A 13,548-nucleotide genomic window follows, 5' to 3' on the forward strand; every position below is an offset into this window, starting at 1 on the left:
GAGACGAGATGCGCAAGAGCTTCCGCGACCGGTTCCGCAGCGACACCGAACTCGATGATCTGCCGGATCACGCGCTGCTGAACATCATCCGCATCCCGGGGCAGCGCTACTTCTCCCCGTGGACGCTGATCGCGCGCCGGGTGGTGTACGCACTGATCCTGCTCGCTCTCGTCGCGTTGATGGTCTACGCGGACAAGGACGGCTACTCCGAGGACCTCACCTTCATCGACGCGGTCTACTACTCGGCGGTCTCACTGTCCACGACCGGCTACGGCGACATCACCCCGGTGACCCAGAACGCCCGCCTGATCAACATCATCATCATCACCCCGATCCGGATCGCATTCCTGATCCTCCTGGTCGGTACCACTCTGTCCGTGCTCACGGAGGAAACCCGCCGGGCACTGCAGATCCAGCGTTGGAGGAAGCGCATGCGCAACCACACCGTCGTCGTCGGCTACGGCACCAAGGGACGCTCCGCCGTCGCCGCACTCATGGCCGACGGCACGCCACCCAGCCAGATCGTCGTCGTAGACACCGACCGGCACTCCCTCGACATGGCGTCGAGCCAGGGACTGGTCACCGTGCACGGCTCCGCGACGAAGGCCGACGTCCTCAAACTCGCGGGTGTGACCCGGGCCCGGGCCGTCGTCGTGGCCCCCAACATGGACGACACCGCGGTCCTGGTAACCCTGAGCGTCCGGGAGATCGCCCCGGCCGCGACGATCGTGGCCAGTGTGCGTGAGTCCGAGAACCTCCACCTGCTGAAGCAGTCCGGCGCGGACTCCGTGGTGATCTCCTCCGAGACCGCCGGCCGCATGCTCGGTCTGGCGACCGTCACCCCGTCCGTCGTGGAGATGATGGAGGATCTGCTGTCCCCGGACGAGGGCTTCTCCATCGCCGAACGGCTCGTCGGGGAGGACGAGGTCGGGGCGAACCCACGGCACCTCGCGGACATCGTTCTCGGTGTCGTGCGCTCCGGTGAGCTCTACCGCATCGACTCACCCGAGGCCGAGACCGTGGAACCGGGGGACCGGCTGCTGTTCGTGCGCCGCGTGTTCCGGGAGGACGTGTCCTCTCAGTGACACCCCACGAACCGGACACGGTGAACACGGTTCCCGTCGTCCACGAGAACCATCTCTGCGTCACCACGCGCGACAGGGCCCTGATGGCCGAGGACCTCACCGCCGTCTACCTCACGACCGCACAGCTCACAGCCCTCGGCGTACCCACCGACGGGCGGGTGCTGCTCGAGGTGGGCACCACCCGGGGAACCGTCGACCGTGACTACGCCCTGCGCGTCGACGACGAAGCGGCAGCGACCATCATGTCGCGGACGTCGGCCACCCGCGCGGTCGCCCCCCGGGATCTCGAACGCCGGGCCTGGTCCCGGACCGTGGACCGGGCCGTCGCGGTCCTGCGCACCACCGAGAGAACACGCTTCGACCCCCGCGACGGATCGGTGCTGACCTGGAACGAAACCGGAAGCAGGGCCGTCAACGGTGCCGGTGCGGACTACTTCCCGCGCGTGGATCCGGCCGTCATCGGGCTGATCGAGCTCGCCGGAACCGACCGGGTGCTCCTCGCCCGCGACGCCCGGCGGGACTTCTTCTCGCTGGTGGCCGGATACGTGGAGCCGGGGGAGAGTCTGGAGCACGCCTTCGCCCGCGAGGTCGCGGAGGAGACCGGGCGCACCTGCCGGGACATCCGCTACGCAGGAAGCCAGCCGTGGCCGATATCGGACTCGGTGATGATCGGATTCACCGCCGTCACCGACGACGCCGATGCCCGGTGGGGCACCGACGGGGAGCTGGCCGAGATCATCTGGGCCGGACCCGCCGACATCCTCGACGGAGTGGTTCCCATCGCCCCGCCAGGTTCCATCGCGCACCGTCTGATCCTCGGGTGGGCCCGGGCGCGGGCGACCTCCGCCACGACGAACACCGAACACTGATACCCGGAGGCACCCCTTGGCGATCAACCTGGACGAACTCGACCCGGACCAGCGCGTGGCGGCGACCGCACCCCGCGGCCCGGTCTGCATCCTCGCCGGCGCCGGGACCGGCAAGACCCGCACCATCACCTACCGCATCGCGCACCTCATCGACCAGGGCTTCGTCGGCCCGAACCGGGTGCTCGCGGTCACCTTCACCGCCCGGGCCGCGGGTGAGATGCGGCACCGGCTCGCCCGCATGGGCATCGGTGGTGTCCAGGCACGCACCTTCCACGCCGCGGCGCGGCGTCAGCTGCGGTACTTCTGGCCGCAGGTCGCCGGGGACCTGCCGTGGCGTCTGCTGGACAACAAGTTCCCGCTCGTCGGGCGGGCGACCCGCAGCGTCGGGGTGGACTCGAGCACAGAGACCGTGCGGGACATCCTGGGCGAGATCGAGTGGGCCAAGGCCTCGCTGATCACCCCGGACGCCTACGCGCAGGCCATCGTGGGAACACAGCGCACCCCGCCCGTGGACGCGGAGAAGGTCGCGGAGGTCTACCGCCGCTACGAGCAGGCGAAGACCTCGGAGGAGGGGGTGCTCCTCGACTTCGACGACCTCCTCCTGCACACCGCCGCCGCACTGGAGAACGCCCCCGCCGTCGCGGAGGAGTTCCACGAGCAGTACCGCAGCTTCGTCGTCGACGAGTACCAGGACGTCACCCCGTTGCAGCAGCGGGTCCTCGACGCGTGGCTCGGGGACCGCGACGATCTCACCGTCGTCGGCGACGCGAACCAGACCATCTACTCGTTCACCGGCGCCACCCCGGACTTCCTGCTCAACTTCACCCGGAAGTACCCCGACGCCACCCTGACCCGACTCGAGCGGGACTACCGCTCCACCCCGCAGGTCACCCGGCTGGCGAACGCGGTGATCGGCCGGGCGAAGGGCCGCGTGGCGGGCACCCGGCTCGAACTCACCGGCATGCGGGATCCGGGGCCGGAGCCGGAGTTCTCCGTGCACGACGACGAGCCCGCGGAGGCCGCCGCCGTGGCGAAGAGGATCGCGGAGCTCATCGACTCCGGGATGCCGCCGTCCGAGATCGCCGTGCTCTACCGCATCAACGCCCAGTCCGCCGTGTTCGAACAGGCTCTCTCCGACGCCGGGATCGTCTACCAGGTCCGCGGGGGAGAGGGCTTCTTCAACCGGACCGAGGTCCGCAAGGCCATCTCCGAGCTCGTGCGTGCGGCGCAGCGCGACGATCTACCCGATGAGGCCGTCGGCCCCGGACTCCGCGTCGTCGCGCGCGCAGTCCTCGCGCCCCTGGGGCTCACCCCGGAGGAACCGGAGGGCGCCCAGGCCAGGGAGCGGTGGCAGTCCCTCAACGCCCTCGTCGAGCTCGTCCACGAGCTCGGCCTCGCGACCCCGGACCTGGACATGAACGGACTGCTCGTGCAGCTGAAGAACCGGGCCGAGGCCAAACACCCGCCGACGGTGCAGGGGGTGACCCTCGCGTCGCTGCACGCCGCGAAGGGGCTGGAGTGGAACGCCGTCTTCCTCGTCGGCCTCGTCGAGAACACCCTGCCCATCAGCCACGCGATCAAGGCCGGGGAGCACCAGGTCGAGGAGGAACGCCGACTGTTCTACGTCGGAGTCACCCGTGCCCGGACCCATCTCTTCTGCTCCTGGGCGCTGGCCCGCCAGGAGGGCGGCAGGAAGTCGCGGAAGCGGACCCGGTTCCTCGACGGGATCGTCACCGACCCGGAGCCGGTGGAACGGGGATCCTCCCGCAATCGCCCGAAGCGGTGCCGGGTGTGCGGCTCCCCGCTGGAGAGCCCGCAGGAGAAGGTCCTGCGGCGCTGCATCGACTGCCCCGGCGGCGCTGACGACGGGATCTTCGAGCAGCTGCGCGCCTGGCGGGCGGAGACCGCACGGGAGGATCAGGTTCCCGCGTACATCGTGTTCTCCGACGCGACGCTCATGGCCATCGCCGAGGCGATGCCCGCCGATGAACGGGAACTCCTCGGGGTCAGCGGCGTCGGCCCGGTGAAGGTGGACAAGTACGGCGGTCAGGTGCTGGCCATCGTCAACGGAACCCTCGACTGACCTCCGGCACCCCCGGTGACGGTGCGCCGGGATCGGCGCATCCCCGGGCGGCCGCCCAGCAGTCCGGGCAGTGCGGGTGGACCCCGAACCGGGTGGCGGTGGAGGTGAGCCGGTGCGGATCGACGGTGATCACCGTCCCCGCGGACGGAAGGTCGCGCTCCGGCCCCGGCGGCGGGGCGGTCACACCCGCGAACCGGAGAACAAGTGCGGCCGCGGTCGTGACCACGGTGCGGAGCACGACCGGATCCGGCGGCAGCCAGCTCCCGTCCCCGAACCGTGGGGCCTCCCTGGGGGCGTCCGGATCCGCGTCGAAACGGTGCAGACGCGCGCACAACGGGCACGGCCCCGCACCGCGTAGACGGAGCGGCCCCAGGACCACGCGGCCGTCGATGACGGTGACCGGGATGACGTCGCCGCCGCGCTGGATGATCGGTGTGGACAGATCGTGCAGTTCATCGGGTGCGCCGGTGAGCACGACCGGCGCTCCGGGGCTGAAGGTCCGCAGAAAACCGCCGGGCCGCTCACCGGGGAGTCGTCCCGACACCTCGGCTCCGTACTGCGCGACCAGATCACGGATTCCGTCCGCGGCACGGTCCTCACCGAGCACCCCGACGCGCGGTACCCCGACAGGCACGCGGAGGAGCGCCCCGTAGTCGATGAGTTCGTCGATCAGGGTGGCGGTCTCGGCCGGTGTCCCACCGGCTGAGACGAGTGCGTCGGTGAGTTCGTCGACGGTGACCGGCGTCCGGGTGCCGGCCAGGACGTCCCGGATCCGCGTCGTCGTGTCCGGGGGAAGTGTGTCTATGATTCCGGCCCAGGTCGGGTCGAGGCCGAACTGTAGGTTGCGGCCGCGGCGGAGATGCATGCTGACCGTGGGGGCCAGACGGACCGGTTGTCCGGTTTCGGGCATGGGGATACCTCGTGTCTCGGTTGTCCACAGGCCCCAGCAGCAGTGACGGTGCGGCCATTTCACCACAGATAGACTCAACTGTCATGGCGCAGTCCACAGACCCCGAGATCCAGGTGATCCGATCCACCCGCCGGACCAGGACGGTCTCCGGCCGGATCGTCGACGGGAAGATCGTCGTCCGGATCCCCGCGCGGCTCACCGCGGCACAGGAGGCGGAAGCGGTCGCGGACATCGTCGCGAGGGTCCGGCGGCGGTCCACATCGGTGCACACCGGGGACGCGGAGCTCGAGGCCCGCGCCCGGGAACTCAACAACCGGCTGCTGGAGGGGCGCGCGACGTTCAGCTCGGTGCGGTGGGTGGGCAACCAGACGCGTCGCTGGGGGTCCTGCAGCCCGGACACCGGGGAGATCCGCATCACCGACCGGCTGCGCGAGGTTCCCGGATACGTGCTCGACGCGGTCCTCGTGCACGAGCTCACGCACACCTTCATCCACTCGGGGCACGACGCGTCCTTCCGGGAATGGGCGGACCGCGCACCGCAGGCCGAGCGGGCGAAGGGCTATCTCGAGGCCTACCAGCGTTTCGGGGGTAACGGAAAGTGATCCCGCAGCGCCGGGCACCGCGGGATCACTGGAGGAAAGACGTCAGGAGTTCCGCCTGTCGTCCCCGTCGTCACCCGGTTCCACCGGGTCGGAGGGGTCATCGCCGGAACCGTCGGGGTCCGTGTCTTCCGCCGAGCTCTTCCGGTCGGCCTCCTCGGCGAGCATCTTCTCCAGGGCGTCGATCTCCGCGATGGGATCGAAGTCCCCGGCGTCGCCCTCATCGAGCAGGCCGTCGATGAACTCGGCCGAGTTCTCCAGGTCGGAGGCCACGGGCAGGAAATCGGGGTGGTCCCAGACGGCGTCGCGGCGCTTGACGCCAACGGCGACCTCCACCCGGCGCCACAGCTCCATGGCCTCGGCGACCTTGGGGGCGGCGAACTCGATGCCGACGACCCTGGAGAAGGCCTGCTCCGCGGAACCACCGGTGGCGCGACGCCGACGCCATGCCTCGTTCATCGCCGCGGTGGAGGGGATCCGGTCGCCGATGGCCTCGGTGACCACGAGTTCCACCCAGCCCTCGACGAGCGCGAGCATCGTCTCCAGCCGGGCCGCGGCAGCCGCGTTCCGGGAGGAGATCCTGGGCGAGAGGTCCATGCCCTGCAGGCGCTGCATCGCGTCCTGGATCTGCGCCGGGTCACCGCTCTCCAGGTTGAGCTCGCGGGCGGCCTCCTCGATGTGGGAGGTGTCGATCACGAGGCCCGCGGCGTACTCCTCGACGGAGGAGACGAGACGCTCGACCAGCCACGGGACGTGCTTGAACAGGCGCTGGCGGGCCACCTCCCGGACACACAGGTAGACCAGGGCCTCCTGCTCCGGGACGTCGAGTCCCTTCGACATCTCCCGCAGATGGACCGGAAGGACCGCGGTGACCCCCGCCGGGGCGACCGGGAGACCGAAGTCCGAACCGGTCAGCGCCTGTCGGGCGAGATCACCGAGGGCGTTTCCGAGCTGCATGCCGAAGTTCATGCCCGACATCTGGTTCATCATCTGCAGCATGGGGCCGATCATCTGCCGCGCCTCCTCCGGCAGCGACTCCAGCTGGGCCTCATTCATCCGCTCCGCGACCGGGGTGACCATCCGCTTCCACACCGGGAGTGTCTGTTCCAGCCAGGTTTCCGCGTTCCACGCCTCGACCCGTCCCGAGGCGGTGGGCAGTTCGGTGGCGTCATCGAGCCAGAGCTCCGCCAGGCGTACCGCGTCGGTGACGGCGGTGATCTGATTCGAGGGCACCGGTTGGACGCGACCGATCTGCTGACGGGCGATCCGCTCGGCGAGGGCGTAGTTCACCGCGCCCTGGCCGTCGGGGGAGTTCATGGACGATCCCATGCCCGAGAGCATCTGGCCGAACTGGTTGAGCATGTCGCCCAGGCCGCCGCCCATGTTGCCTCCGCCCATGCCCGGCCCGAAGCTGAAGAAACCGAAGTTGTTCTGACCGTCGTTGCGGTCGTCATCGTCATCGTCACCGGGTCGGAAGCCAAAACCATGGTTGTTCATGGCTCCAACCTACCGGCGGCTGCGAGAGCTTCGCCATCGCGGGAACAACGCTCTCAGCGAACACGTCGGGGCGGGCCGGGGTCAGTACCGGTGGCGGGTGCTCCGCCGGGGACGGGGATCGGCGGGCCGGGACTGTATCGTTGGTAGGCGTGAATCGTCGAACAAGCACTGTGCTGGCCGGAGCGCTGCCCGTGGTCGCGTTGACCTACCTCGCCATGGCCGACCACATCCCCGGGACGGGTATCGATCTGACGGTGCCCTACGCCGCAGAGGGGCCGGGTCCGACCTTCGACACCCTCGGGGAGTACCGGGGTGAGAGGGTAGTGGACATCAGTGGCGCGGAGCTCGACGAGACCGAGGGGAGCCTCGACATGACCACCGTGGAGATCCGTACGGGAATGACCCTCGCGGAGGCGGTCCGCAGGTGGCTGTCCGAGGACACCCTCGTGCCCATCGACCACTTCATCCGCCCGGGCGAGACCCTCGAGGAGGTCTCCCAACGCAATGAGGTGCTGTTCAGCTCCTCGGAGTCCGCCGCCACGATCGCCGCCATGACCTACCTCGACAAACCGCTCCAGGTCAGGGTCGTCGGTGTCGCGGAGGACTCCGCGGCCGAGGGAGAACTCCGGGACGGCGACATCATCCGCTCCGTCGACGGCACCGCGGTGACCCTCCCGATCGAGGTGCAGGAGACCGTACGGGGCAAGAAGCCCGGCGACCGGATCCGGTTGGAGGTGGACCGTGAAGGCGGCGACCGGGCCGTCGACGTCACGCTCGGAAGCCACCCGGAACAGCCCGACGTGCCGCTGCTCGGGGTAATGATGGATGCCACCCCCGCCGACGGGATCACCGTCAACTACAACCTGGAGGACATCGGCGGTCCGAGTGCGGGCATGATGTTCAGCCTCGCCGTCGTGGACAAGCTCAGCGAGGGCCCGCTGAATGGCGGTCGCTTCGTGGCGGGAACGGGAACCATCTCGGTGACCGGTGACGTCGGTTCCATCGGCGGGATAGTCCACAAGGTCCGCGCCGCGCGTGACGCCGGCGCGGAGGTGTTCCTCGCCCCGAGCGCGAACTGCGCTGAGGCGGTGAGCCGGGACCACGGGGATATGGCCGTGCTGAAGGTGGATACGCTCGCTGAGGCGATCGACCAGATGGCGGCCTACGACGCCCGCCCGGGGAGCGCGCTGACCTGCGAGGACTATCTCTCCAACTAGTTCTTCGCCCGATCCGTCGGTGTCGTCGACGTCCCGGTGGGAGTGGTCGGGCGCCCCGTTCCGGTGGTCTGTCCCGTCGGTCTGGTCGACGTGGCGGTGCGTGGCGGAGTCGTCGCCGTCCGTCGGGCGAGGCCGAGCTCCATGATCCGCTCGCGTGGGTCCTGTTCATCGGTGGAGATCATCTGCTGCAGGACGACGCCGTTCGCGTTGTCGACCACGGTGATGATCGCGACGGTGCCCACGTTCGACCAACCCACGATCACGTCCCCGTCGTCCTGCACGATCCGGGCGCTGCGCAGTTCGGTCAGCAACTGGGTGGTGGACGCCGCCTTCGCCTCGTTGGCGAAGAACTGGAACTGCCCGACCTCCTCTCCCGAGCACGCGGAGGAATCAGCCACCCCGTTCGGCATGCAGGAGTCGAACTTCTCGAACAGCGACCGCGGCGCGAGGGTCCCGAAACGCTCGTAGGCGTCCTGGACGCTCCGTGGGAGCCGCGGACTCCTGTCCGTGGCGCCGGCGGAGGCCCCGGACGTCGTCGAGGTGGGGCTCCCGGAACCGCCCGAATCCGTGGTGGAGGTCGCCGATGCGGTCGACATGCCTTCCGTCGTGTCCGCCGGGTCGGCGTCCTGTCCGGGTTCCGGACCGTCGCCTCCACCGCACCCGGCGAGGAGGACGGTCGCGGTCAGGGCTGCGGCGAACCGGAGACGGCGCGAGGAGCTGCGGTACGGGGTGTCGGGCACTGGTATCAGTCAGCTCCTCGGTGATGGCGGGTGGGAACCGCCGGATGGTCTTCTCTCTCGCCGGGCGTCAGTCGACGGCCGGCTGCTCAAGAGTGTAATGAAGTGCGGCGATGACACCGGGAGCGACACCGGGTCCGCCCCGGAGGCTGATCTCGTCATCCGCGAAGGGGCCCGCCGCCGCGAGCTCCTCCTCGGTGGGACGGAGCTGCAGCAGTGTCAGTTCCTCCCCGCTGCGCAGCACACCGGAGAACAGGCGTGCCGGTTTCGCCTCGATCCCGCCGGTCGGGCCGTCCCCCGCATCGTCGGGATCGGTTCCCGCCGTGTCCCGGAAGAGGATCTCCTGGGCCAGGATGACCCCGCACACCTGCTCCGGCCACGCCAGGCGGGAGACGAAATCACCCAGCTCATCGGAGCCCCCCTCGATGTGCGGAGGCAGGTCGTCCTGCTGCACGAGCGTCAGCGGGGAATCGTCCTCGATCAGGTCCGCAGCTCCCGTCGCATCGGCGAGCATCGAGGTCTCGACGAGGGCGAAGAGAGCGGGGGAGGAGTCCCAGCCTCCGGCGTGGACGTGTTCGACGGCCTCCATCATGGCCCGGTTGAGGGCCTGCTGGGTGAGGGGGGACTCCGGCGTTGCTGGCATGGGATGGGTGCTCCCGGTTGTCTCGGATACGTAAAAAAGAAAGTACTGTTGAATTCTATCCGTCACGTGCACGTTAATTAAAGGAGTTGGCTTGTCTAGCGGCCTTAGCCCCCAGAAGCCGTTCAAACGACCGCCGAGGTTGGTCAGCGGGATCATCTTCCTCGTCGCCCTCGTCATCTTCGTGGGGCCGATCCTCATCGGCTACTACACCGACTGGCTGTGGTTCTCCGAGGTGGACTTCCGCGGCGTGTTCACCCGCGTCCTGGTCACCCGGATCGTCCTGTTCCTGGTGTTCGGGGTGATCGCGGCCGCCATCGTGTGGCTCGCCGGGTACCTGGCGTTCAGGTACCGCCCGGACGACATGGACGACGTCTTCGGTTTCGAACCGGACAATCCGATCCGCGCGTACCGCGCCGCGATCGAACAGTCCCTCAAGCGCGTCATGCTCGGCGTCCCGATCTTCATCGGAATCCTCGCGGGCATCGTCGGACAGGCGAACTGGACCACCGTCTCCCTGTTCCTCAACGGATCCGACTTCGGGGTCTCCGACCCGCAGTTCCACCGTGACTACGGTTTCTACGCCTTCACCCTCCCGTTGATCCGGCTCGTCGTGGGATCCCTCTCGTCGCTGCTGATCGTGGCCTTCCTCGTGGCACTCGTGGGGCACTACCTGCTCGGCGGAATCCGGGTGGGGGCCAACGGTTTCGCGGAGAAGGGTGCCATGTCCAACCCCGCGCGCATCCAGCTCGCGGTCACCGCAGGGCTCTGGATGCTGCTGCGCGTCGTCAGCTACTGGCTCGACCGCTACGACCTGCTGAGTGCACAGCACGGAGGTGGACAGGGCAGTTCCTTCTACGGCGGTTCCTACACCGACATCAACGCGGTCCTGCCCGCCAAGATCCTCCTCATGGTCATCGCCGTCGTCGTCGCCGCGGCGTTCTTCTCCGCGGTGGTTCTCCGTGATCTCCGCATCCCCGCCCTGGCGACCGGGCTCATGGTCCTGTCGGCCGTGGTGATCGGGACCGCCTGGCCGCTGGCCATCGAACAGTTCTCCGTCGCCCCGAACCGCGCGGAGAAGGAGTCTAAGTACATCGCCCGCAACATCGAGGCGACCCGATACGCCTACGGCGTGACGGACGACGAGGTCACCTACATCTCCAACTGGGGTGCGGAAGGCGCGTCGGAGGAGTCCGTCGCCGATGACGTGGCGACACTGTCGAACATCCGCCTGCTCGATCCGCAGATCCTCTCCGACACGTTCACCCAGCAGCAGCAGCTCAAGAACTTCTACGGTTTTCCGGACAAGCTCAACATCGACCGCTACACCGTCGACGGCGAGCTGCGCGACTACGTCGTCGCCGCGCGTGAGATCGACCCCAACGCCCTGCGTGACAACCAGCGGGACTGGATCAACCGGCACACCGTCTACACCCACGGCAACGGCCTCGTGGCCGCGCCCGCGAACCAGGTCGACGAGGTCGCCCGCGACGTCGGATCCACCCGTGGCGGCTACCCCGTCTACACCGTGAGTGACCTGCAGACCCTGCAGCGCCGCGCGGAGAACGAGGAGGCGGAGAAACTCGGTATCGAGGTCGATGAGCCCCGCGTGTACTTCGGTCCCGTCATCGCCTCCGGCCCGACCAACAGTGACTACGCCATCGTCGGCGGCACCCTCGACGGCAAGGCCCTCGAGTACGACACCGACGGATCGAGCTACACCTACACCGGTTCCGGTGGAGTCTCCATCGGCAACATCGTCAACCGCACCGCCTTCGCCCTGCGCTACCAGGAGATCAACATGCTCCTGAGTGACCGGATCGACGGCAACTCCAAGATCATCTTCGAACGCGACCCCCGCTCCCGGGTGGAGAAGGTCGCGCCCTGGCTGACCACGGACTCCGCGACGTACCCCACCGTCATCGACGGGAAGATCAAGTGGATCGTCGACGGCTACACCACGCTCAGCAACCTGCCCTACGCCCAGCGCACCACGCTGAGCGAGGTCACCCGTGACTCGCTGAACGCCAACGGCACGAACCAGCGCCTGCTCACCGACCAGGTGGGCTACATCCGCAACTCGGTCAAGGCCGTCGTCGACGCCTACGACGGATCCGTGGAGCTCTACGAGTTCGACGACTCCGACCCGGTGCTCAAGGCGTGGGAGGGCGTGTTCCCCGGAACGGTGAAGCCGAAGGAGGAGATCTCCGACGACCTGCGCGAGCATCTCCGCTACCCGGAGGACCTGTTCAAGGTCCAGCGGGAGATCATCGCCAAGTACCACGTCGATGACGCGCGTGTGTTCTTCACCTCCGACGACTTCTGGTCCGTGCCCAGCGACCCGAACGCCTCGAAGGGCGTCGAGGGCGTCAACCAGCCCCCGTACTACGTCGTCGCCGCCGACCCCGAATCCCGGGACGCAGGCTTCCAGCTGATCACCCCGTTCCGTGGTCTGGAGCGCCAGTTCCTCGCCGCGCACATGTCCGTGTCCTCCGACCCGGACAACTTCGGCAAGATCACGGTCCGGGTCCTGCCCACCCAGACCCAGACGCTCGGCCCGGCGCAGGCGCAGGACACGATGATGTCCTCCGACCAGGTCGCCCGCGACCGGTCGCTGTGGGAGGGCACGAACGACATCAAGAACGGTAATCTCCTGACCCTGCCCGTCGGCGGGGGAGAGATCCTCTACGTCGAACCGATCTACACCCAGCGCAAGGACCAGGACTCCGCCTTCCCGAAGCTGCTGCGTGTGCTCGTGAACTACAACGGTCAGGTCGGCTACGCCCCGACCATCGCCGAGGCGCTGAGCCAGGTCGGCATCGACCCACGCTCCGCGGCGGATGTCGAGGAGGCGACGGATCTGCCGGACAGCGTGGGCAGGACGCCTGCCGGCGGCGACTCCGGTGGCGGAGGGGAGGCGACCGAGCCCTCCACCACCATCGGCGGTGTCCCGGCCGCCGACCTCAACGAGGCCATGGACCGCGTCTCCGAGGCACTCAAGGGCCTGAACGACGCCAAGAACGCCTCCCATGAGGAGTATGGTCGGGCCCTCGATCGTCTGGATCGTGCGGTCGCCGAGTACCAGCGGCTCCAGAACCAGGCCACCTCAGACGGGGCGGACAGTGACCCCGCTGTCCCGAACCCGGCTGACCCGGAGGAAGCCAACGTGTGACAGATGTGAGGAGGCGGCGGATCCGGACGGCAGGGTTCGCCGCTTCTCTCATTTTCGCAGTTCACCGCCCCGATTGGACGTTCTCGGGGAAGCTATGTAAAGTAACTCAACGTTGCCAGGGAGCAGACGAGAGAACGTTTCCCGGCACGGTGTCAGTACGTAGCACCCGACGCGGGGTGGAGCAGCTCGGTAGCTCGCTGGGCTCATAACCCAGAGGTCGTAGGTTCAAATCCTGCCCCCGCTACCACGTACAGAAAACCCCTCTCCTTCTGGAGAGGGGTTTTCTCGTGTTCGCTTCCAGGAAGCTAAACATGTGCCATCTCTGACATTCTGGTTGGTGACAGGTGGAATTTACAGACATCGACGGGGGCGGCGCGGTCCCCGGTACCCGGACCGCTGCCCGCGGTTGTCCCGGTCCACGGGCTGGGCTCAACTCTGACCCCGACCCTGACCGCGCAACCCGACGTCACCACCGATCCCGCAGGCTCGGCCGCCGCGCGGACCGATGCCGAACGGACAGCGATCGACAACGAGGCTGGGGTCACCGGGTGGGCGGTCCAGGATCGTGAAGTCCGTGGACCCGTGGCGTTTTCGGGGGCGTGGATGTTTTTTCACTCGGCCCGGAACGGCAGTGGTTGGCCACCACTGGTTGCCGCGTGCGCCCATTCGGTTGCGCTGCTTCGGGGGAGATCCAGCGCGGTCGTGGTGTGCCCGAGCCGGGTTGGTCCGGTGGTGGTGC

General features: G+C 68.3%; 9 protein-coding genes, 1 tRNA gene and 1 pseudogene. 7 read left to right on the forward strand and 4 right to left on the reverse strand.

The genetic code is table 11. The annotated features are described in order from the left end of the window. Window positions 1-8: 8 nt before the first annotated feature. The 3 genes from JIM95_RS07175 to JIM95_RS07185 are packed head-to-tail and all read left to right on the forward strand — an operon-like array spanning window position 9 to window position 4,037. The gene (locus tag JIM95_RS07175) at window positions 9-1,085 is read left to right on the forward strand and encodes a potassium channel family protein (RefSeq protein WP_200256015.1); all 1,077 of its coding nucleotides are present in this window, start codon (window positions 9-11) and stop codon (window positions 1,083-1,085) included. Next, entirely contained in the window at window positions 1,082-1,954 is an 873-nt protein-coding gene (locus JIM95_RS07180; protein WP_200256016.1) for an NUDIX domain-containing protein, read from the forward strand. Before JIM95_RS07175 ends, JIM95_RS07180 begins: the two co-directional genes overlap by 4 nt. Window positions 1,955-1,970: 16 nt before the next feature. Further along, on the forward strand, window positions 1,971-4,037 hold the full coding sequence (locus JIM95_RS07185; RefSeq protein WP_200256017.1) for an ATP-dependent DNA helicase UvrD2: 2,067 nt from the start codon (window positions 1,971-1,973) through the stop codon (window positions 4,035-4,037). On the opposite strand, the gene JIM95_RS07190 is transcribed toward JIM95_RS07185, so the two are convergent. Continuing rightward, window positions 4,018-4,947 carry a TOMM precursor leader peptide-binding protein gene (locus JIM95_RS07190; RefSeq protein ID WP_200256018.1) on the reverse strand — a complete coding sequence of 310 codons (930 nt, stop codon included), beginning with the start codon at window positions 4,945-4,947 and terminating at the stop codon, window positions 4,018-4,020. The two genes, JIM95_RS07185 and JIM95_RS07190, sit on opposite strands and share 20 nt — an antisense overlap. Window positions 4,948-5,030: 83 nt before the next feature. On the opposite strand from JIM95_RS07190, the gene JIM95_RS07195 reads away from it, so the two are divergent. Next, entirely contained in the window at window positions 5,031-5,549 is a 519-nt protein-coding gene (locus tag JIM95_RS07195) for a M48 metallopeptidase family protein (protein WP_200256020.1), read from the forward strand. A gap of 42 nt (window positions 5,550-5,591) precedes the next feature. Here the strand turns inward: JIM95_RS07195 and JIM95_RS07200 are convergent, their stop codons facing one another. Then, window positions 5,592-7,043, reverse strand: coding sequence for a zinc-dependent metalloprotease (locus tag JIM95_RS07200; RefSeq protein ID WP_200256021.1), 1,452 nt, complete (start codon window positions 7,041-7,043; stop codon window positions 5,592-5,594). Between the two features lie 149 nt (window positions 7,044-7,192). Here JIM95_RS07200 and JIM95_RS07205 point away from each other — a divergent pair, with 149 nt between their 5' ends. Next, complete coding sequence (locus JIM95_RS07205; RefSeq protein ID WP_200256022.1) at window positions 7,193-8,260, forward strand: PDZ domain-containing protein; 1,068 nt, start codon at window positions 7,193-7,195, stop codon at window positions 8,258-8,260. Here JIM95_RS07205 and JIM95_RS07210 read toward each other — a convergent pair. After that, the gene (locus tag JIM95_RS07210; protein WP_200256024.1) at window positions 8,257-9,000 is read right to left on the reverse strand and encodes a hypothetical protein; all 744 of its coding nucleotides are present in this window, start codon (window positions 8,998-9,000) and stop codon (window positions 8,257-8,259) included. The genes JIM95_RS07205 and JIM95_RS07210 overlap by 4 nt on opposite strands. Window positions 9,001-9,067: 67 nt before the next feature. Next, complete coding sequence (locus JIM95_RS07215) at window positions 9,068-9,640, reverse strand: PPA1309 family protein (protein WP_200256026.1); 573 nt, start codon at window positions 9,638-9,640, stop codon at window positions 9,068-9,070. A 91-nt stretch (window positions 9,641-9,731) separates the two neighbouring features. Here JIM95_RS07215 and JIM95_RS07220 point away from each other — a divergent pair. Then, a pseudogene (locus JIM95_RS07220) lies at window positions 9,732-12,737 on the forward strand (UPF0182 family protein); the annotation flags it as partial. A 242-nt stretch (window positions 12,738-12,979) separates the two neighbouring features. Then, window positions 12,980-13,056 (forward strand) — tRNA-Met (locus JIM95_RS07225). The last annotated feature ends 492 nt before the right edge of the window (window positions 13,057-13,548 follow it).

The sequence above is a fragment of the Corynebacterium antarcticum genome (assembly GCF_016595285.2).
Lineage (GTDB): Bacteria > Actinomycetota > Actinomycetes > Mycobacteriales > Mycobacteriaceae > Corynebacterium > Corynebacterium antarcticum.